Genomic DNA, 21,739 nt, shown 5'->3' on the forward strand with positions numbered 1-21,739 from the left:
CTTGGTGGTACCTACGCCGCCCGCTCGGCCGGCGGCTTCACGTCGGCGAACACGGTGTCGATCACGTCGGTCACGGCCATCCCGGCAAACTCCGCCTCGCTGTCGAGGAGAAGCCGGTGGGACAGCACCGGGTACGCCAGGTCCTTGACGTCATCGGGGATCACGTAGTGGCGCCCCTGCGACGCCGCCCAAGTCTTGGCCACCCGCACGTACGCCAAACAGCCCCGCACCGACAGCCCGAGCTTGAGGTGGCGGGCGCGGCGGGTCTCCTCGGCCAACCGGCTGATGTAGGCCAGCACCGCGTGGTCGACGTGCACTCCGTCGGCCACCGCGGACATGTCGGCGACGGCCTTGGCGGTGATCAGCGGGCCGACGGTCTGGGCCCGGTCGCGGGTGGCGGCGTCGGCCAGCAGCGCCACGGTCGACTCGTGGTCGGGGTATCCGAGGCTAGTTTTCATCAAGAACCGGTCCAGCTGGGCCTCCGGCAGGCGGTACGTGCCGGCCTGCTCGATGGGGTTCTGGGTGGCGATGACCATGAACGGCCGCCCGACCGGGCGGGGCGTGCCGTCGATGGTGACCCGGCCCTCTTCCATCACCTCCAGCAGCGCCGACTGGGTCTTCGGCGATGCCCGGTTGATCTCGTCGGCCAGAACGATGGTCGAGAAGATCGGTCCCGGGTGGAAGTCGAAGGTCCGGGTGCTCTGGTCGTAGATCGTCACCCCGGTAACGTCACTTGGCAGTAGGTCGGGAGTGAACTGGATCCGGGTGCTGTTGCCCTGCACGGTGTTGGCGATCGAGCGGGCCAGCGACGTCTTGCCGGTGCCCGGGAAGTCCTCCAGCAGCAAGTGGCCCTCCGCCAGCATGCACGTGAGGGCCAGGCGGACCACCGTGCGCTTGCCGAGCACGGCATGCTCGATATTGTCGACCAGCCGGTCGAATGTCTCCGCAAACCATTTGGCCTGCTCGGGGGTTAGTGACATAGCGCTGAGATCCTTCTTCATGACCATTGAATGGTGTTTGAGACGACTGCTCCTGCTGACCCATACGGCGCGTTGGCAGAGACCCACACGTGCGCCTGGGTGTAGCCGAATGCCCGACCGTTGAACGACGCATTGCCATTGGCATCCACGCTGGCAGCCTCAGACGTGTAGTTGTCTTTGCCGCCGTTGCTGCCCCCGCCTTCGCAGGCGATTACTGCACTCTGAGGCGTCGTGGCGCAGTCTGTGCTGTACCAGATCGTCACCGCCGAGTTGGGCTTGAAGCCGCTCATGGAAATGGCGATGGCATGACAATCCGACACCGTGCAGTAGCTGGTCGTTTCTCCTGCGCCTTCGCTGATCGACACGGTCTCCGGCGGGCAGGTGGGCACCGTGGCGGTGGCGGTGGCCTGGGCGCTGGTCTGGCCTTTGGCGTCGGTGACGGTGGCGGTGATGGTGTGCGGCCCGTGTCCAGTGTCGCAGGCGTAGGTGACCGACTTGCTCGCGGCGGCCGTGTCGGAGCATGTGCCATCGATACAGACGTGGTACGACTGCACCGGCTGGCCCTCGTTGCCGCCGCCGTTCCAGATGAAGTTGACCGCGTAGTTGTAGTAGGTGCCGCTCAGGTTGGCCTGGACGGTCGGCTGGTCGGGGGTGCCGTATACCGTCGCCGGCGCCTCGTTGGACCACGCCGCGCACTCGCTCAACTCGTTGCAGGCCCGGACTTGGAGGGGGTAGGTGGTCTTCGGGCTGAGGCCGCTAAGGGTGTAGGTGACCACCGTTCCCGGGGAGCCAGGGTTGGTCCAAGAGCCGGCAAGGCCTGCGCCTGGAGCCTGGTACTGAATCTCGGTGAGCGACGCCGAGTGCGAAGCCGGGAGGGTGAAGGTCGCGGTCATCGACTTGTTGCCCGCTGTGGTGCGCAAGTCGGTCACCTGGCTCGGCACGCCGACCGCCTTGACTGCCGGGGACGATTGCGGGCCCTCCGGCGAGGTCAGGTTTTCCCGGTTGGTGGTGGTGAGGGCGTAGGTGTAGCCGGACCCGTCGTTCGGCAGGCCCGGGAAGCTGGCGCACAGGCCTCCCGAGCACGCCGACACGGCGGTGGTCGAGCCGTCCGGAGCGCCGTCCTTGAACTGGGCGACGTTGTAGCGGGCGCACGCCTGGGCGTCGTCGCACAGGCTGACAGGCGGGAAGGAGACCGTGACGGTGGTGGTGGTCTGGTCGAGCGAGACCGAACCGGTCGCAGCCGGCGCAGGGGGCGCCGGTGGGGTGCCGTAGGCATACACCGGGGAGGACGTCACGCTGGGGCCGGCACCGAGAGCGTTGTGGGGGGTGACGGTAAAGGTGTACGGGCCGACGTTGTCGTCCAAGCCGGCGTAGGTGTAGCTCGTCGACGAGCCGCTGACGGTTTGGCGGGCCGGCGCAGAGGAAGGCGAGGGTGACACGGCGATCAGGTAGCTGTCGATCGGCTTGCCGTTGGCGTTGGCCGCACCCCACGTGAGGGTCACTTCCTTGTCGCCCGGCTTGGCCGTCACCGCCCCAGGGGTGCCGGGTACAGATTGGGGACTGAAGGTGGCGGGCGGGCTGGCGGCACTGCTCCCGACCTGGTTGACCGCTTTGACAGTGAAGGTGTAGGGCGTTCCGTTGGTGAGCCCAGACCACGTGTAGCTCGTACCGCTGACCTGCTGGGTGGCCGCCCCGTCGGAGAGCTGGTAGCTCTGGATCGGGGATCCGTTGGGGTTGGAGGCAGCCCAGCTGAGCGCCACCTGCTGATTGGACGGGACACCCTGGATCGCCCCCGGGGCGCTCGGCACGTCGAGGACCTGCAGGGTGACGGAATCGGTGACCACCCGGTCGGGGCGGCCCGGCACGTCGGTGAGCTGCACCTGGAACGTCATCGTGCCGTGGGTCCCGGTCTGCGGCGTGATCGACACGGTGCTGCCGGCGTGGGTGACCTGCGCCGCCCCCTGGCCGGTTTGGGTCACGGCCAGGACGTTGATCTGGGGCTGGGGCAGCGGGCTGCTCACGTACTGGCGCAGGTCGACGGTCGCGGTGTGGCCGGTCTGGATCCCGGCCACGTTGACCGGAACCGTGGTGGCCAGCGGAACCGACGTGACCTGCACGGTCAGGTCCGCAGTGGCGGTCGTGCCGGCCACCCCGACGGTCAGGTCGCCGGTCTGGCCGGGGACCGCCGCCGATCCGCCGGTGAGGGTGAGTACCCGGCGGTCACTCGACCAACCGATCGTCACTCCGGTAGGTGGGTGCTTCCATGACGCAGTGAAGGTCACGGTGGCCGCCTGCGCTGGATCGGGTGTCCATACCTGGCACACCGTGGCGACGTCGAGGGACAGCGGACTGCCGCCCTCGGCCACTGAGAATGCTGTCGCAGGGCATCGCAGCACCGGCGTCGGCGTGCCGACCTGCACTGGGATGGTCAGGAAGACGGTGTGGGCGCCCGGCGCGTTGGCGGTGGCGCCGTCGGTGACCTGGATGGTGACCGACGCCGGCCCGTTGTAGCCGGCCACGTCGCTCAGGCGGAGGCTGGTGTAACCGCTGGCCTGCCATCCGAGACCACTCGACGGGGAGGTGAAGATCTCGTTGCCCGAGGTGAGGCGCACTGTGCCCGAAGAGTCCTGGATGTAGGTGGACAGAGCGACGGTGGTCGATCCGCCGGCCGGCACCTGGATGGCCGCCACGCCGGGACGTAGCTCCGGGCCGGTGGCAGCGGCGGGGACGTGGATCACCCCGATCGCCGTTGCCCCGCCCGGGTCCTTGATCTCGTAGGGCACCGACTGCGGCTCGGGGGTCAGGGGGATGATCACCTGCTGCCCCGAGATGCGCGCGCCCGGACCGAAGGCCGCGACCAGGGTCAGGTCACCGGCCGGCCCGTCGGGGTCGTAGTCGTTGGCCAATGCGCTGACCGCCACGTAGTTCTGGCCGGCAGGAGGAGCTGTGGCGTAGTCGTCGACGGCGACCGGCGGGATGTCGTAGCCGGCCTGGGGGGTGACGGTGACCTGCGCCAGCGACGGCGGCCCGGTGCCGTCGGTGATGCCGTAGGTGATCACCTCGGGAGCAGGGCCGGCCGGGGCGACCACTTCCATCTCGTTGCTGACGAGACGAGCCCCGGGAGGGACCGTGGCGTTGGTGCGGGCCAGCGGCTCGACGGTCACGACGTCTCCCGGGGTGATGACGTCGTTGGCCAGGATGTCGACCAGCACGTGGGCGCCGGGAGCAGCGATCACCGAGTCGTTGACGGCTACGGGCGGTTGCGGCTGGCCGGGAGGGATGACCGCCACCCGCACTGACGCCGTACCGGTCTTGCCGTAGGGGTCGGCGACCTCGTAGGTGAAGGTGTCGGTCCCGCCGCTGCGCGGGTACGCCTCGTACACGATGCTCGCGGCGCTGACCGTGAGCACCCGGCCCAGGTTGGGCGAGTCGGTCACACCGACGACAGCCACTGGGTCGCCGTCGGGGTCCACGCCGGTGGTCGGGACCGGGATGGTGACGGTGCCACCCGCCACGACCCGGGCTTCGAGGGCGTGGGGCGAAGGTGGCAAGTCGTGGACCGGGTCGGCCGGATTAACGGTGATGTCGAGCTGACCGCTGGTCCGGAACCCGGAGCTGTCCTCCACCACGTAGGTGGCCTGCGCCGCCTCAGGCGCATTGACGGCGGCCGGTGCGGCGTAACGGAGCACCGAGCCGGCCACCGATGCCGCGCCGGCACCGGCCGGGGCAACCGTCACAGCGGAGGCCACCAGGTGGAGGGCCTCGCCGGCAGGGTCGCTGGCGGCGTTCAGGACCGGCACGTCGGCCTCGCTCCCGGCCCGGACGGTCACCGCAATGGTGTGGGTCACGGGCGGTCCAGCCGCGATGGGAGGTGCCCAGGTCACTATGACCTGGCCGCTGACCGGTGCGGTCACGCCGTTGGTGATCTCGTAGCTGACAACCTGCTGACCGGTGAGGCTGGCCGCCGTCGCGGCAATCCGGAGGTAGCGGAAACCGATGACCGTGGCCGACAGGCCGGGCGGAGCGTTGACGCTCACCACCGACAGCAGGCCCCCGGCCGGGTCGTAATCGTTGGCCGCGACGTCCACTGACGACGGGTTCTGCCCGTGGATCAAGACGGCGATGGGTACGGTCACCGGCTCGTCGGCAGCCGTCGAGGGATCCTTGGCCGTCACCATGATCTGACCGCCCGCCAGCGGGGCCGACCCGAACGCCGCCTGGTAGGTGAGGAGGTAGATACCGGGCCGCTGCGCGTCGACGGTCACGGTCCCGGCGGTGATGTCGGTGGTGACGGCGAGCTCGGGTACCGGAGCGACGGGACCGGCCAGCGTCAGGACTGCGCCGGGGCGGAGGGGATCGGCGCCGGGGATGTCGTTGGAGAGCGGCTTGATGACGAAGGGCTGGCCGACGGTCACCTCGGCGACGTCGGGCACGGCCCTGGCTGCGTGGGCTGTCGTGTCCCCGCGACCGAGGACCAGGACCGACAGGTGGCCGGCCACCGGTGCGCTTAGACCGTCGGTCACGTGATAGTTGATGGTCAAAGGAGTGTCGGTGGCCACCACCGGTGCGGTGAAAGTCACCACCCCGTCACCGGTACCGCTGACCTGGCCTGACGGCGCCCCGGTGTCGACCAGCGAGATCGGGTCGCCCTCGTCGTCGCGCCAGTCACTCAGGACCTGGTAGCCGGCCGTGGCGCCCGACGCGATGTCGTAGGTGGTCGGCGTATATCCGGGCCGGAGATGAGGTGGCGTGTTGCCCGTGGTCGGGACCACCGTGATCGTGCCCGACGCGCTCCGCCCGTGGGCATCGACGATGGTGTAGGGGAAGTGCACCGCAGCCTGGACGTTGCCAGCGAGGGTGGCCGCGACGGTCTGGGCGTCCGGGGTGATGGTGGCGGAGAACCCGGGGCCGCTGGCGCCGCGAAGGCTGGCGATGGACAGGACGTCGCCGCTCGGATCGGAGTCGTAGTCGAGGACGTGGAGGATGGTGGTCCGCCCGGGCCGAGCCTTGAACGTCTCGTCCACAGCCTTGGGCTTCTGGCTCTGCGCTGCGCTGTCGGCGCTGTTAATGCGGCTGTTGTCGGTCTTGGAGGACTGCGGCTGCTGCGAGGCGAGGACTTTCAGCCAGTCGCCGTTGCTGACCGCGACTGCGGGCCGGTTGGCGACATCCCAGGATGCGCCGTCGGCGACATCGTTCAGGAGCACCCTGCCGTGGTTGACACGGAAGACTGGAGTGGTGAGCGGCGGTCCTGGCAACGAGGTCGAGTACGGCGGCACGCCGACGCAGACTCGGGAGTAGCGGCCCGGGCCGCCGCTCCACGCCTCTTCCGCGCACCCGCCGATGAGCACCGGCGCCGCCGGCGTACCAGTCGGGGCGCTCGCCAGGGCCACCGGCGCGCCGCCGGCCAGCGGCGCGGCATAAAGACCAGTGTCAGTGCCGACGAGCACTGTCGGCGATGCCGGTCCGGGCTGCTGGATGACGGTCCTGCCGTTCAAGGCCGAGGCCGGAAGCTGCACGGCCACACCAGTGTCGGGCATCACCAACCGGCCACTGCTGGCGTCGAGGACGACCGGGACCGAGCCCACCGCCGTCACCTGCAGCGACGCTCCGAGAGGCTCCGAGAACGTCTTGCGCGTCGGGCGGGCGAGGCCACCGGTCGTGTCGCTGGCGGTGACCAACTGGCTGGATGACGCCGCAAAGATCGTGCCGTCCTGCGCGACGGCCACGGCGCTCAGCCCTCTGGCGGAGGCGAGCGGCGTCCCTGTCACCCGGAACGACGCCAGCGACACGGCAGAGGTGCCGACCTGTGCCCCCCACAGGTCGCCTTTCGCAGGATCGACGGCCGCCAATACCCCGTTGGCGAACGCCACGCGGGAACCCTTGCCGCCGGGGAGCAATACGCCAGCGGTGGTGAGTGTCCCGGCGGTCGGGTCGATGGCGTACACCTCGTCCCGAGTCCGGTCGAACCCGACGACCCCGCTGCCGTCTTGCAACACGTCCAGGTTGTAGCTGCTGGCAAACCCGCCGGCTGCAGGGAGTGCCCGCTGGAGTTGGCCGACCGCCCCGTCGAACTGGCCGTAGGCGCCCTGCTGGTCATTCACGAGCCACACAGAGGCGTCGTTGGCGTTCACGTGGTTGACGGGAATCCCCTGCGAGACGCTGGCCGCCACGACCAGCGCCACGACCGTCGCCGACAAGAAGGCCGTCGAGCCTACGGAGGCACGCCGGGTGCGCAGCAGTGCGCGCCATCTCATGAGCGGGCCATTTCCAGGTTGCGGGCCTCGAGGAGTGCCAGATCCTCGACGCGCACCAGGCGGGCGGAGAGGGCGTATTCGACCAGCCGGCCCTTGCGGTCAGCGGCCAGGCGGTCGGGACCGCCGTGAAGGCCGCGCACCCCTGCCCGTCCCAGCTTGGCGCACAGGTTGTCGAGCTTGCGGTTGAGCTTGGTCACCGGCCAGCCGAGACGCTGGGCGACCTCCGCCGACGGGGGCACCTCGACGCGCGACGTCTGCCGGCGAAGCATCGGTTCGGCTAGCGCGACCAGGAGGAGGCGCTGCTCGAAGCTCAGCGGGGAAGGCTTGCCGGTGGTTTCCCCTGTACCTACGGCGTGCTCGGTGAGCGCCGGCTCGAAGGGCGCGTGGGCGGTGTGGATCGTCAACTCGTAGGTCGTGGGCCCAGCGGTGAACCACACGGTGGCCTCGGCGAACACCAGCGGGATCCGCCCCCCCGGGTTGAGCCAGGCGTGGAACAGGCCGCTGGTATCCGACACCGACGCCGAGAGGGTGGCGCCGACGTTGGACACCCACCACAGGTCCATAGCGTGCTCGAGGCACAAGAAGCTGCGGTGCAGATACGGGTTGTCGTCGATGGCCAGGTCGCCCGACCGTCCGATCGTGAAGGGCACCCCGCAGTCGAGGGGATACATCTCGCCGCAGAACTCGATGGCGTTGGCCATGCTCACCCGCCGCACACGGGGTCGCTCAGCCCGGACGCCGCCGAGCCGTCCTTGCGGCCGACCTGGACCTGGACGCAGCGCTGACTACCGACCGGGTCGGCGACGATCGCCACCGGCACCGACGTGACGGTGGGCGCCTGCCCGACCACCTCCCACCGGTACTGGTCGCCGGGCAGGGGCGAATCGTAGGTCCAGGCGAACTTTACGTGCCCGGTGTCGACGCGGGTCCAGGTGACCCGAGGCGTACCTGGATCTTGGGCTTGCGCCGCGAGGGCGTCTTGTGGCCCTGCACCGAGGCTCGAAGCCGCCGCCGAACCTCTCGTCGTGGGCCGGCCGCCGCCACCGCCCGCGAGGGCCAGTGCGCCCCCCACAGCCAGCGCTACGGCGAGCACGCCTGCGCCCGCGACGACGAACTTCCTACGGCTCGCCGGTTCCGTCTGCCGCGGGGTCGTCTCCTCGGCGCTCGGCGCAACGACGGCTGGGCGCCTGACGGTGGGAGGCGCTGCGGGGACGCTGGGTCTGGCAGGGCTCTCCGCACCGGCGAGCGCCGGGGAGCAGTGGGGCATCGGGTCCAGGAGGGGCGCCGGGCTGCGAGGCACCGGGCTGCGAGACACCGAGCGAAGGGGGCCGGCCACACCGCCCTGACCGTCCGCCACGATCGCCCGGCGCCGGGTGGGGGGGGCCTCCCCGGCGAGACCACCCCGGTCCTGCGTGCGGTCGTTCCCGGCCTCGATCGCAGTGACGCCGCCGCTCTCGTGCGCAGGGGAGTCGTCCATCACGACCAACTCGGTCCGCGCCCAGCCTTGGTCGCTTTCCACACCTTGCAACATGCGGGCCAGCTCCAGCGCAGTTGCCGGGCGGCTGGCTGGGTCCTTGGCCATCGCTCGGCCGAGTACCCGCTCCAGCGAGGAGGGTACGTCTTCGCGACCCGTACGGGGGGCAGGCTGGCTGAGAATCCGGTGGGCCAGGGCCGAGGACGAGTTGTCGCCGCCGGGGACTTCGAAGGGCGAGTGCCCGGCCAGGAGATGCCAGATGGTCGCTCCTAGGGAGTACACGTCGGCGGAGCGCCCTGCCGGGGCGCTCGAGAAGATGACCTCCGGGGGGGACCAGGGTACGGACATGCCGCCGACGTCGCTGTCCTCGCCGGCTCCTGTCGTGGCGATCCCGAAGTCGGTGAGGCCCGGTGCGAGGAAGCGGCTCGTCAAGACGTTGGCCGGCTTGATGTCCCGGTGCAAGATCCCGGCCCGGTGTGCGGTCTCCACGGCGCCGGCGATCTGCACGCCGATTCGAAGCACCTCCGCAACGTCGAGCCGTTCGGTCTTGGCCCGCACTGCCAGGTTGGGGGCCGGGTAGTACTCCATGACGAGGTAGGGGCGCCCGTCGGCGGTGACGTCGGTGGAGAACACCTGCACGATGTTGGGGTGACCGGCGAGCGCTGCCATTGCGTCGGCCTCGGCGCTGAACTGGGCTCGGGCCGCCTCGGAGGTGACGTCCTCGGAGAGGACTTTGACCGCGACCTGGCGACGGGGTCGGGCCTGCAAGTAGAGGTAGACGTCGGCGTACCCCCCCGAGCCGAGCGGCCGGACGAAGGTCAGTCCCGGAATCTCGGGTGCTGCGGTCGTGGCGGTCACTGGATCGCCTCGTAGCGGAAGGACACGTCCTCTGCCAGGCTGACCGTCGTTCCCGGAGAGATGGCCGTCGGGTGGTTCGACCGGAGCCGTTCGGGGTCGCGCCCGTCGCGCAGCAGCCATGTGCCGTTGGTCGACGCGAGATCGGTGACGAGCACATGCCAGCCGTCCAAGTCGATCCTGGCGTGGTTGCGGGAGATGTCCGAGCCTGCGCCCAGCTTCACGAGGTGGGGCCCGTCGCCTCCGATCGCGGCGTTAGAACGGGGCGATCGGCCCATGACAACGCCGCGATCGAGCATGACGATGTCGCCCGTCGAGAGCCGGAGTACACCGAGCGGCGGGCGCGGGACGGCCACCGGCTCCTGCTCGGCGATGAGAGCCACGCAGGTCCTGCACCGCTCGGCTTCAGGCGGGTTGAGGTGCCCTGCCGGGCAAGTCGTGGCCAGGACCGAGGGGACTTCGCGGGCAGGTACGAGCGATGGCATGGCGTCTCGCCGGACGGTCATCTCCTCCATCGGGAAACTCACCCCAGCCAGCAGCGAGTTAGGGAGGGGTGGCGTCGGCGAGGGCAACGTCGGCGGGGGCCATGTCGGTGGGGGCAGCGTCGAGAGGTCCACTGGCCGAGGTGCCGGCACCGGTGCCGGCGGCGGCGCGTCCCCTAGGGGGGCCCACGGCAGCGCATCGATGAGGGTCGGGGCCGGCAGTTCCGCGGTGGGGGACGACGAGGGCGGAGGGACGGACACCGCCTCCTCGTCCTCCATCGGGGTGGTGGCCGCCGGCGCGCTCACGGTGTCGGGGCTGGTTGAAAGGACCTCGGGGGTGGCCGGGCGGATCGCCGCATCCTCGACGCTGCGCCGGACGGTGGCGCCGAAGAGGTGCTGGTAGCGGCGAACGCCCTCCCCCGCGAACGGCAGATCCTGGGGGTCGGCGTCCTCGACAGCCGAAGCCGACCGGTCGTCGCCGAGCACGGGCGCCGGGGGGTCGTCGTTGGACACCGGCGCTGGCACGGGGGGATCGGCCGGAAGGTGCTGGTCGGACGCCCCGCAGGCGTCGTCGAAGGCCCGCAGCGTCGCTGCGTCGGGCGTCGCGTACTGTCCGACTGCCGGGTGCCGCCCAACTGCCGGGCGCAGCCCGACCGCCAGGTGCAGCACCAAGCGGCCGGCCTGCACCACTCCTTCGACCAACGGGAGCGAGAGCGACGAGGCGCCGCCGGGAACAGCGTCGAGGACCAGCTCTTGGGGGATCGGCCGGACGCTGCGCTCGGCCCAGGTGGTCACCTCCCGACCGTCGACCTCGACCTCGCCCGACGCAAGGATGGCGACCTCCCCTCTTGCGAGAAGGCTGACGCCTGCACCGGCTGGACCGACGTGAGCGATGGCGAAGCCCGGCATCGCCCGGAGGTCCGTCGCCCCCAGGGCCTCGAGCAGCGAGGAAAGATCGGTTCCGCTGCGAACGACTTCCCACACCCGCTGCACCACGGGATCATCGATGGCCACTGCAACCATCACCCAGGTGTCGGGACCAGCGAGGGCGGCCCAGTCCCCGGGCTCGTAGGTCGAGCTGGTCATCCGCCTGCTGCGCCGCTCGTCGCAGGCGGCCGGGGCACGGTGGTCTCGTCGACGCCCGCCTCTCGGAGCGCGCTGTCGACCACGACGACGGTCACGTTGTCGGAACCTCCAGCTGCAATCGCAGCGTCCACGAGCCCTCGCGCTGCTTCGGCAGGATCGGAGAGGGAGTTGGCGATCGCTGCGATCACCTCGTCGTCGAGCTCCCCGCTCAACCCGTCAGAGCAAAGGACGAACCGCTCGCCCTGCTGCGGAGGGAACAGCCAGGAGTCCACGGTCGGGACCGGTTCGATGCCGAGCGCCCTGGTCACGATGTGGCGCCGGGAGTAGCTGCGCGCCTGGCGGCGCGAGATCCGGCCCCGCTCCACCATCTCCTCCGCCTCCGAATGGTCCACGGTGACCTGGGCGAGCATCCCGTCAGCCAGGCGGTAGAGCCGGCTGTCGCCGACGTTGAAGACCATCCAGTGGTCCTCGCCGCCCACCGTCACCGATACGAGGCCGCAAAGGGTCGTTCCCATGCCGGCGAGGGTGATGTCGGCCTGGGAGGCCGCCACAATTGCGGCATTTGCGCGCTCGATAGCGGCGCTCACGTCGGCCACCGTCAGGTCGCCGCGGCCGGCCAATTGCTGCAGCGCCTCGGCGGCCAGCCCACTGGCGACATCGCCGGCAGCGTGACCGCCCATCCCGTCGGCGACGACGAAGCAGGGGGACGCGCAAACGAATCGATCTTCGTTGACGTCACGTTGACCGATATCGGTGTGCGCCCCGCACTCGATCCCGCCAGCCATCTACTCCGTCGCCCTCCGGTAATGCCCGATGTTGCTGGCGCCGACAGTAGCCACGACATCCAGCAGCACAAGACGACAGGCCGTGAATCAGTCCTCGGTCGGCGTGCGGGCTTGTACGGACTTGGTAAAAGAGCAGGTCAGCCGGCGCCGAGGGCGGCGCCGGCCGCGCCTACTATTTGCTGCAAATCGTCACGGGAGAGGCAGGTCTTGGCCATAGTTGACCGACCCCACCCGTCCGAAATCCGCACTCGTGAGGATCTTCGGGCGGCAATGGCAGTGCTGCGGGCCCGGTCGGGGCTCTCGGTCCGCCATTTGGCGAGGGCATCGGGCGTCGAATCCGGCACGTTGAGTGGCTGGTTGACGGGGAGGCATTTGCCCAATCCGTCGCAACTGTCCTCCCTGCAATCCGTGCTCGCAGCGTTGGGACTGGACGATCCGAGAGAGGCCGCCCTCTGGGTCGACGCGTTCGGGCGGCTGCGGTCGACGACCGACGGGCGCAGCGGTCGTGGCTCATCGCCGTACCGGGGACTCGAGCCGTTTCGGGAGGAGGACGCCGACGTCTACTTCGGGCGCCGTCAGGTCACCAAGGAGGTGCTGGCGCTCGTCTCCGGGCTGCCTGGGCCCGGGATGGTGGCGCTGGTCGGGGCCTCCGGTTCGGGCAAATCGTCCCTACTCCGGGCCGGGTTGGTCCCAGCTCTACGCGCTGGTGACGCTTCTGGGGGCCAGGTGGCGGTGCATGTCATGTCCGCCGACCAGCTGGACGAGGGCGTGCTGGACCTGGGGTCGGACGGGTCCGCAGTGGTGATCGTCGATCGCATCGAGGACGTCCTCGTCGCCGCCGAGCCTCACCGGCGAGAGCGCCTCGACCGGTTGGAGGAGTTGGGGCGGCGCTGTCGCGTCGTGGTGGCCGTGCGAGCAGACTTCTACGACGATGCCGCCTCTGAGGTGGCGCTCATCGACGCCCTCCGCCACCGCCAGGTCCTGGTCACCCCGATGACGACCGAGGAACTCCGGGAGGTGATCGTCGGTCCTGCGGAGGCGGTTGGCGCCGGCGTCGAGGGGGCGCTGGTCGACCTTGTGCTCTCCGACCTGCGCACAGGGGACCCGGGAGGCTTCGCCCACGAGCCCGGCGTGCTGCCGCTGCTCTCCTATGCCCTCCTCGCCGCCTGGGAGAGCGGTTCTCGCAACCAGCTCACCGTGGCCGACTACGTCACCGTCGGGGGCATCAGCGGCGCCGTCCTCCAAGCTGCGGAGCAGCTCTACAGCGCTCTGGACAGCCCCGAGCAACAGGTAGCGCGAGCGCTGTTCTCCCGTTTGGTCAGAGTCGATGGCGGCGCCCGCCCCACCAGGGCGCGAGTTGACCGCCGCGAGATGCTCGACACTGGTCACCCGAGCCACGACGAAATCGCTGGTCGGGTCCTCGAGCGCTTCGTCGCCGCCCGGCTCGTCACCGTGGACAGCGGAGCGATACAACTCAGCCACGAAGCACTGCTCGTCGCATGGCCGCGCCTGGCCAGGTGGGTAGAGGCCGATAGGGAGTGGCTGCACCTGCACCATCAACTCGCCGACGCAGCTCGGGCCTGGGACGGCTCCGGGCGCCACGGGTCGATGCTTTGGAGGGGCCCACGCCTGGCTGGGGCCGTCGAGGCGGCCACCACGCCGGGGCGGTCGCTCAACCGGGTCGAGGAAGAGTTCGTGAGCCGCTCCCGCGAGGAGGAGCACCGCGAGCACCGAAGGGAGCGGCTCCACACCCGGCGCACCCATCGACTCCTGGCCGCTCTCGCAGCGGTCACGGCGGCGGCCCTCGCCGCAGCGGCTGTCGCCGTAGTCTCGACACGACAGGCGCAGCGGACCCGCGATCAGGCCATGTCGCGAGAAGTGGCCATCGAGGCACGGCAGCTCAGCGGGTCCGATCCCGCCGTCGCCGCCCAGCTGGCCGTAGCTGCCTACCGGTTGGCCCCGACGGTCCAAGCTCGATCTGCGCTGCTCGACGCGAGCGCCGCCGACATCCCGACCCGCATCACAGGTCCCGCTGGCCCCCAATTCGTGGCCCGCTCCGCCGACGGAAGCTTGCTTGCTATCGCCCGCACCGGGGACGACACCGTCGCCCTCCTCAATCCGTCCTCCCCGGCACACATCGCAGGACGGGTGGCCGCCCCTCCCGGCGGCAAGGATTTCGCTGTCGCCCTTCGGGCCGACGGCGCGCTGCTCGCCGTTGGAGGGGACACCGGCACCGTCGAGCTCGTCGATGTCCGCCGACCGGCGGCGCCGGCACCGGTAACGTCGATCCGGGTGGCACCCACCACCATCTACGCACTGGCGTTCTCGCCGGGCGGGGGCCACCTAGCCGCTGCCGGCGCCGACGGCAAGGTCCACCTCTACGACATCAGCGACGCTGCACTCCCCCGTGCCGTCGGGGTGCTCGCGGGACAAGGCGGTGCCTTCAAGGCTGCGGTGTGGCTGCCCGACGGCAGCCTGGCGGCGGTCGGCGCGGGCGGTAACGCCGACATCTGGCTGCACGCCGCCGGTCGGCCCTTTGCCCTCCCGGGCGCCGGCACCTCCGACCTCGAGGCTCTGGCCGTGAGCCCGGACGGTACCCGCCTCTTGGCCGGCGCATCCGACGGAAGCCTTCACCTTTGGAACCTCACCAAGGCGAACGCACCGTCCCTGGCCCCCGCCCCGGCCCGGGACGTCACTGCGCCCATCGACTCGGTCGCCTTCAGCTCCAACGGCGCGTACCTGGCAGCCGGTACCGCTGATGGAAGCCTCCGCGCCTACCACAGCAGCACGCTCACCGTGGCCTCAATCGAACAGGCGCCATACCCGGTCACCGGCGTCGCCTTCGCCGCCGGCGACTCTCGTCTGGTGGCCGTCGACTCGGGAGGTGGCGTCCAGACCTGGACGTTGCCGCTAGCCGGCATGCTCGACGAGCCAGGCAACGTCTTCGGGCTGGGGTTCGCGACTGACGGGCGCCTGGCTGCCACCTCGGACGGCGGAGCAGGAGACGTCACGCTCTGGGCACCGAGCGCCGGCATCCGGCCCGATGTTCGAAGCGAGGTCCACCTCCCTGCCGCACTCGGCCCCGTCGCCGGCGCTGGTGCGATCCGCCCCGACGGTCGCCTTTTGGCCGCCGCCAACCGGGCCGGGGCCGTGCAGCTATTCGACGTAACCGACCCGGCTCACCCCGAAGCGGTCGGTGCCCCGCTCACCGGCGGCCACCCTCTCGTCGAAGACCTTGCATTCAGCCCGACCGGGAACCGTCTCGTCGCAACCGACGACGCCGGTGACTTGCTTACCTGGGACGTCACAGATCCCGCCCACCCGCGAGCCATGCCGACCCGCCACGACACCGCCGGTGAGATCCTCAGCGCGACCTTCGACCGCGGCGGGCACCTACTCGCCACCACCAGCAGCGACAACGATGTCCGCCTCTACCGCATAGAAGGCGGGGGTACTCGCCTCCTCGCCACCCTCGGTGGCTTTACCAACTATGCCTATACCGCGGTGTTCACCCCCGGCGACAGGACCTTGATCGCCGGAAGCGCCGACGGCACCGTCCGGCTGTGGAATGTCGCCGATCCGACCCACCCCGTCCTTCTCGGCCGACCCCTCAGCGGCCCGACCGGCTATGTCTACCAGTTGGCGCTGAGCCCGGACGGGTCCACCCTTGCGGCAGCCAGCACCGATCACTCCGTCTGGCTGTGGAACGTGGCGGACCGCAGTGCACCTTCTCTGCTGGCCACCCTCTCCGCAGCCGGCGGCGCGGTGTTTGCTGTCACCTACCGGCCCGACGGCAGCGCCCTCCTCGCCAGTGGCAGCGACCAGATCGTCCACGTGTGGGCCAGCACCGCCAAGCAAGCCGCTACAGCGATCTGCGCCACCGCCGGCTCGCCCGTGTCCAGAGCCGATTGGTCCCGCTACGTGCAGGGGGAGCCGTACCATCCGCCGTGCCCAGGCACCTGACGGTCAGGGTCGACCGCCGCCACCTGAGCGTCGCGAGGATTCCCGGGGGCGAGCCGACTGCTAGGGAGAGCCCTCAGCGGATCCACAAGGCGTGTTAACCGCAGCACCGCTCGCGCCTTGCGGAACCCCATCCCTGCAGTGGCTGCCGCCAAGTAGTGGTATCGGCTCAGCGGGGCGCGTCGAGCGCGGCGGAGAAGCCGCCATGTGGGTGAGGGAGACCGGTAGTGTCACAGCGAGTGACGATATCCAATCCGGTATCATGCGCTCATGGATTTTGCGAGCGAGCTGATACGAGAGGCCCGGCTGTCAGCTGGCCTCTCCCAGCGTGAGATCGCCCGACGCGCTGGAGTTCCGCAGTCGTCGGTGGCGCGCATAGAAGCAGGTCGGCGGGATCCTGGTGCCGGCTTGCTCGACCGGCTCGTCGCAGCGGCAGGCCACCGTCTGATAACGGTGCCGACGCAAGGTCGCACCGTCGCCGAGACGGCCCGTCGGGTCGCCGCCAGCGCAGCCAGCGGCTCCGGGGCCGAGGCCTTCCGGCTGCTCATCCAGCTCTGCGACACCCTCGACGCCGAGCCGCTCGCCACCAGAGGCGCCCTCTGCGCCACGCCGGCCCAGCCGACCGGCGACTCCCGCTATGACGCGTTCATCGCCGCAGCGGTCGAGCACTTCCTCGCCGCAGCCCGCCTGCCCGTGCCCGCCTGGACAGACCAACCGTCTCGCTTCGTCACACCATTGTGGTTCGTGGCCGGCATCCCCGGCTATGAAGCCGACGCCTACCTGAGCGCCCCCGCCAGCTTCTTCCGCCACGGCGTGATGATCAACAGCTCTGAGTTGGCCAGCGCATGATCTCCGGCGGAGTGCTTTTCGAAGCTGACATCCGGCGGCTCCTGACGGCGCTGGCGACAGAGCTGTCTGCCAGGAAGGTGAAAGCCCGGATCTTCGTAGTCGGTGGTGCGGCGATGGCGCTGGCGTACTACGACCGGCCCGCCACCAGAGACGTCGACGCCATCTTCGCTCCTGCTGACCTTGTCCTCGAAGCCGCCGCGGTCGTCGGCCGCCGGGAGGGAGCACCCGCGTCGTGGCTCAACGACGCAGCCAAGCTGTTCGTCCCCGAGCACGTCGGGCTCGATTCCGGACCGACGGTTGTCGCAGTCGAGGGGATCACCGTCTCGGTCGCGCCGGCGGACCTGCTCCTGGCCATGAAGTTGCGAGCGTCGCGAGGCCGCCGGGACGTGGAGGACATGGCGGTGCTCCTCGACCGGCTCGACATCTCGACCGAAGGCCAAGCACTCGACATCTACGAGCGCTTCTTCCCCGAGGATCCGCTCCCTGACAGAGCCGGCCCGGCGCTGGCCCACGCCCTCCGCGTGACCCACCGGCCCTGACCGCGCCACGCGAGGTGTCGGCTGGGCGGTCGCCGGCTTTTCGCAAGTGCACCTGACCCTGACCCGTGCTCCAGTGCGGCTCGGGGGCACGCGCTCTCGGGCTCCGTCGTACCCCTCATTCGGCCGCCCGGTGAAGCTATGGTTCGGGGGTGTCCTCCGGTCCCGGCGCCGAGAATGAGGTCCCTTTTGCAGGGTAGGTGGACCCCTCCGAAGGCTTGGCTCGAAGCGTTCGAGGCAGCGTCGGACGAGGAGCTGGTCCGCCTGCTCGAGCGCCGGCCCGATTTGCTCCTGCCGGCGCCGTCGGACATGGCGGAGCTCGCCGCCCGCTCCCTCGGGGAGGCCAGCGCCGGGCTGTTCTACGACACCGCCGAGCGCCCCACCCGCCAGGTGCTGGAGTTGCTCTGCCTCGACCCTGGAGGGGTGCCCGACCCCGGAGCGCGGCTGGGAGCGACCGCGGAGGACATCGCGCCGGTCCTCGAGCACCTGCGGCAGTGCCGGATGATCCTGGTGCATCCCGACGGGACGGTGACGCCCAACCCCGCGCTGCAGGAGGTGATACCGCTCCCCTTCGGCCTGGGGCCGCGCGCGGAACACCTGTTCGCCACCCGCACCAACACCCAGTTGATGGCCGTGGCCACTCGCCTCGGCCTGTCGACCGCCGGCGCCAAGCCGGCGCTGGTCAAACGGCTGGTGGCGGCCCTAGCCGAGCCGGGACGAGTAGAGCGCCTTCGCCTCGACGCGCCAGGCCAGTCGGGTGCCCTCCTCGACCAAGCCGCCACCCACCCGCAGATCCGTCTGGTCAGCGGCGTCGAGCCGCACCTCCGTCGAGGCGGCCCTGCCGCCTGGTGCATCGAGCGGGGCCTTTTGGTCCAGGTGGACTGGAGTACCGTGGTCATGCCCCGAGAGGTAGGCGTCGCGCTCCGGCCCGCTGCCGCCGGCAGCCAGTTCGATCCCTCGCCGCCCGCCGTTCTGGCGCACCCGGTCGACCGGGAACAGGTCGACCAGTCAGCGGGGGAGGCTGCGCTGCATCTGGTGCAGGACGTCGAGGCTGTCGCCGAACGGTGGAGCGGCGCGCCGGTAAATCTGCTCCAGTCCGGCGGCCTCGGGATCCGCGAGGTACGCCGGCTGGCCAAGGCGCTCGAGCGCAGCGACGCCGACACCTCCCGGATCGTCGAGCTGGCAGCCGAGGCGGGCCTGGTGGGCGTCGACGAGTCAGGCGCGGTCATGCCCACACCGGCCTACGACGAGTGGCGCCGGCTTCCCACAGCCGGTCGTTGGGTGCGCCTGGCCGACGCGTGGCAGCGCATGATCGGTTCCCTGCACCAGGTCGGCGCGCACGGCGACGACGGCAAACCCGTGCCGCCCCTCCTCGGATGGCGACCGTCGGCGTTGGGGTTGATGCGCCGGATCCTGCTGCTCTCCGCCGTCGCCGACGCCGGGCCGGGCATGGCGGCCGACCCCGCCGGCGTGGCAGCCCGAGCCGAATGGCTCCGACCCGCGCTCTGGCAGGACAGCCCGGCGGCGGCGTGGGTAGAGCGCACGCTCGGCGAAGCCGCCCTGCTCGGCGTGGCGGTGGGGGGCGTTCTCAGCACGTTCGGAACAGCGCTGACGGAGTCGGACTTCCCTCGGGCCGAGGAGCTGCTCGCCCGCGTTGCCCCGCCGCTGGCCGAACGGGTGATCCTGCAGGCCGACCTCACCGCCACCGTCGCGGGGGAGCCGCCCGCTTCGCTTCGCGACGAGTTGGACCTCCTCGCTGCTGTGGAGTCGCGGGGCCAGGCGACGGTCTGGCGCTTCAGCGAGGCCAGCGTGCGACGCGGCTACGAGGCCGGCCGCAGCGCCGCGGAGATCATCGACTTCCTCGAACGTCACGCCGCCCACGGGGTCCCCCAGCCGTTGCGCTACATGATCGAGGACGTCGGCCGGCGCTTCGGCCGGCTCCGTCTCGGCAGCGCCGGATGCTACGTCGTGTGCGAGGAGCCGGCGTTGCTCGCAGAGGTGTTACGGGTCAAGAAGGTGGCTGCCCTGGGGCTACGTTCGCTGGCGCCGACGGTGGCGATCACCGCCCGCTCCCCCGAGGCGGTGCTCGAGGCGCTGCGGGCGGCCGGGTACCTGCCGGCGCTCGAGGGAGCGGACGGGGCGGTTGCGCTGCAGAGGACCCCAGCCCACCGGGTCCGCGACGGCGGCCCCGGTGACGAGTTCGACGGGCTCGCCGGCCTGGCCGAAGCGCTGCTCGCCGGCGGGCTCGACCCCGACCTCGACGACGACGAAGCAGAAGCCATAGACGGCCTGTTGGGCGACTTGGAGCTGCTGGGCGGGATCGCCGGTCTGCCGACTGGGCTGGCGCAGCTCCTCGCGGACGCCAGCTCGGCGGGGGCAGGCGACCCGCCGGTCGGCGAGGAGCTTCGCGACCTCGTCTCCCGGCTGCGAAGCGCGCCGCCGCGCAGCCAGGCGCCCCCGAGCCGAGGCGGATCGCCAGGCGCGAGGCAAGGGGGAGCGACGCTCCCCTTTCCCCAGCCGGAGCTGTTCGACGGGCGGCCGACCACGATCGTCAAGGACCAGCGGGCCATGCCCGACCTCCTCATGGCCGCCTACCAGGCCGGGTGGGCGGTGCGCATGAGTTACGTCAACACCAAGGGCATGGCCGGCGAGTTCTTCGCAGAGATCCTCGGCGTCGGTCGGGGCAAGGTCCGGCTGCGCTACCTGAGCGACCGTCACGGCGGAGGGGAGCTGGCGATCTACCGGATCGAATGGGTCCGGGTGGCCACCGAAGCCGAGGAAGAGGCGTTGGGCTGGTGAGCGACGGACCGTTGATCGTCCAATCGGACCGGACCCTGCTGCTCGAGACCGACCACCCCGACGCCGCGGCGTGCCGCGCCGCCATCGCCGCTTTTGCCGAACTGGAGCGGTCGCCCGAGCACGTCCACACCTACCGGGTCACGTCGCTGGCGCTCTGGAACGCTCGGGCTGCGGGCCACGACGCCGAGGAGGTCGTCGACGCCCTCCTGCACTGGTCGCGCTACAGCGTGCCGCAGTCGCTGCTCGTCGACGTGGCCGAGACCATGGCCAGGTACGGCCGGGTGGTGCTCGACGTCGACGCCGTGCACGGGCTGGTGCTGCGCAGCCAGGACCGACCGGTGCTCGAGGAGATCGTCCGGACCAAGGCCGTCGCCGGCCTGATCGGCCCCCGCATCGACGGCGAGACCGTCGCCGTGTCGCGCTCCGAACGCGGCCGTCTCAAGCAGGCGCTACTCAAGATCGGCTGGCCGGCCGAGGACCGGGCCGGCTACGTGGACGGCGCCGCCCACCCGATCGCCCTGCGAAGCGACGCGTTCGAGCTGCGCGGCTACCAGCTCCAGGCGGTCGACGCCTTCTCCGCGGCCGGCAGCGGCGTCGTCGTCCTGCCCTGCGGCTCCGGCAAGACCCTCGTGGGAGCGGCCGCCATGGCCGCGACCGGGGCCCGCACCCTGATCCTCGTCACCAACGTCGTGGCGGGGCGCCAGTGGCGCACCGAGCTTTTGGCCCGCACCACCCTCACCGACGCAGAGATCGGGGAGTACTCCGGTCAGCGCAAGGAGATCCGGCCGGTCACCATCGCCACCTACCAGATCCTGAGCGCCCGGCGAGGCGGGCTGTACCCGCACCTGGAGGTCTTCTCGGCCGAGGACTGGGGACTGATCGTCTACGACGAGGTCCACCTGCTGCCCGCACCGGTGTTCCGCATGACCGCCGAGATCCAGAGCCGGCGCCGCCTCGGGCTCACCGCCACCCTCGTGCGCGAGGACGGCCGGGAGGGGGACGTGTTCAGCCTCATCGGACCGAAGCGCTTCGACGCGCCGTGGCGCGACATCGAGGCGCAGGGATGGATCGCACCGGCCTCGTGCACCGAGATCCGCGTGACCCTCACCGACGAGGAGCGCATGGCCTACGCCCTGGCCGAGGCCGAGGACCGTTACCGTGTCGGCGCCACCGCCGGCTCCAAGCTGCACGTCGTCAGCCGCCTATGCGAACAGGCCGCGGCCCGACACGAGCCGGTCCTGGTGATCGGCCAGTACCTCGACCAGCTCGACCAGCTCGGCCGGCGGCTGGACGCGCCGGTGCTCACCGGCAAGACCCCGGTGCGCCAACGCGAAGCGCTTTTCGAGGCGTTCCGGCGAGGCGAGATCCCGGTGCTCGTGGTTTCGAAGGTGGCCAACTTCAGCGTCGATTTGCCCGACGCATCCATCGCCATCCAGGTGTCAGGCACCTTCGGGAGCCGCCAGGAAGAGGCCCAGCGCCTCGGGCGGGTCCTACGGCCCAAGGCAGACGGGCGCCAGGCGCACTTCTTCACCGTCGTGGCGCGCGACACCAACGACCAGGAGTTCGCGGCCCGCCGTCAACGGTTCTTGGCCGAGCAGGGCTACGCCTACCGCATAGCCGACGCGGACGCCGACGTGGAGTGGCTGGACCGCCAGGGCGGCTGAGCCCACCGGGAGACT

At 70.6% G+C, this 21,739-nt stretch carries 11 protein-coding genes and 1 pseudogene; 6 read left to right on the plus strand and 6 right to left on the minus strand.

Features of this window, described 5'->3' with window-relative positions; genetic code table 11:
- Positions 1 to 11 precede the first annotated feature (11 nt).
- Genes K6U06_RS14615 through K6U06_RS14650 form a run of 6 tightly spaced genes read right to left on the minus strand, consistent with a single transcriptional unit; the run spans position 12 to position 11,916 of the window.
- Entirely contained in the window at positions 12 to 980 is a 969-nt protein-coding gene (locus K6U06_RS14615; protein ID WP_410051054.1) for an AAA family ATPase, read from the minus strand.
- 17 nt (positions 981 to 997) lie between these two features.
- Positions 998 to 7,234 (minus strand): Ig-like domain-containing protein, encoded by a 6,237-nt coding sequence (locus K6U06_RS24535; RefSeq protein WP_316044723.1) that lies wholly within the window; start codon positions 7,232 to 7,234, stop codon positions 998 to 1,000.
- Positions 7,231 to 7,935 carry a hypothetical protein gene (locus K6U06_RS14635; protein ID WP_262322683.1) on the minus strand — a complete coding sequence of 235 codons (705 nt, stop codon included), beginning with the start codon at positions 7,933 to 7,935 and terminating at the stop codon, positions 7,231 to 7,233. The genes K6U06_RS24535 and K6U06_RS14635 overlap by 4 nt, the downstream gene beginning before the upstream one ends.
- A 2-nt stretch (positions 7,936 to 7,937) precedes the next feature.
- Entirely contained in the window at positions 7,938 to 9,566 is a 1,629-nt protein-coding gene (locus tag K6U06_RS14640; RefSeq protein WP_262322684.1) for a serine/threonine-protein kinase, read from the minus strand.
- The gene (locus K6U06_RS14645; protein ID WP_262322685.1) at positions 9,563 to 11,131 is read right to left on the minus strand and encodes an FHA domain-containing protein; all 1,569 of its coding nucleotides are present in this window, start codon (positions 11,129 to 11,131) and stop codon (positions 9,563 to 9,565) included. The genes K6U06_RS14640 and K6U06_RS14645 overlap by 4 nt, the downstream gene beginning before the upstream one ends.
- The gene (locus K6U06_RS14650) at positions 11,128 to 11,916 is read right to left on the minus strand and encodes a PP2C family protein-serine/threonine phosphatase (protein WP_262322686.1); all 789 of its coding nucleotides are present in this window, start codon (positions 11,914 to 11,916) and stop codon (positions 11,128 to 11,130) included. Before K6U06_RS14650 ends, K6U06_RS14645 begins: the two co-directional genes overlap by 4 nt.
- Before the next feature lie 270 nt (positions 11,917 to 12,186).
- On the opposite strand from K6U06_RS14650, the gene K6U06_RS14655 reads away from it, so the two are divergent.
- The 6 genes and pseudogenes from K6U06_RS14655 to K6U06_RS14675 all read left to right on the plus strand — a co-directional run bounded on the left by K6U06_RS14655 (position 12,187) and on the right by K6U06_RS14675 (position 21,724).
- Positions 12,187 to 15,879: a helix-turn-helix domain-containing protein gene (locus tag K6U06_RS14655; protein WP_262322687.1), complete on the plus strand. Its 3,693-nt coding sequence runs from the start codon at positions 12,187 to 12,189 to the stop codon at positions 15,877 to 15,879.
- Positions 15,880 to 16,146: 267 nt separating this feature from the next.
- Positions 16,147 to 16,302, plus strand: a pseudogene (locus K6U06_RS24730) (helix-turn-helix domain-containing protein); the annotation flags it as partial.
- 27 nt (positions 16,303 to 16,329) lie between these two features.
- Positions 16,330 to 16,725, plus strand: a complete 396-nt coding sequence (locus K6U06_RS14660; RefSeq protein ID WP_262322688.1) for a hypothetical protein — start codon at positions 16,330 to 16,332, stop codon at positions 16,723 to 16,725.
- 11 nt (positions 16,726 to 16,736) lie between these two features.
- On the plus strand, positions 16,737 to 17,264 hold the full coding sequence (locus tag K6U06_RS14665; RefSeq protein ID WP_262322689.1) for a DUF6036 family nucleotidyltransferase: 528 nt from the start codon (positions 16,737 to 16,739) through the stop codon (positions 17,262 to 17,264).
- Positions 17,265 to 17,450: 186 nt separating this feature from the next.
- A complete protein-coding gene (locus K6U06_RS14670) occupies positions 17,451 to 20,060 on the plus strand; it encodes a helicase-associated domain-containing protein (protein ID WP_262322690.1) in 2,610 nt (869 codons plus the stop codon).
- Positions 20,057 to 21,724 (plus strand): DNA repair helicase XPB, encoded by a 1,668-nt coding sequence (locus K6U06_RS14675; protein ID WP_262322691.1) that lies wholly within the window; start codon positions 20,057 to 20,059, stop codon positions 21,722 to 21,724. The genes K6U06_RS14670 and K6U06_RS14675 overlap by 4 nt, the downstream gene beginning before the upstream one ends.
- Positions 21,725 to 21,739: the final 15 nt, after the last annotated feature.

The organism is Acidiferrimicrobium sp. IK, from assembly GCF_025499425.1.
GTDB lineage: Bacteria > Actinomycetota > Acidimicrobiia > Acidimicrobiales > Palsa-688 > Acidiferrimicrobium.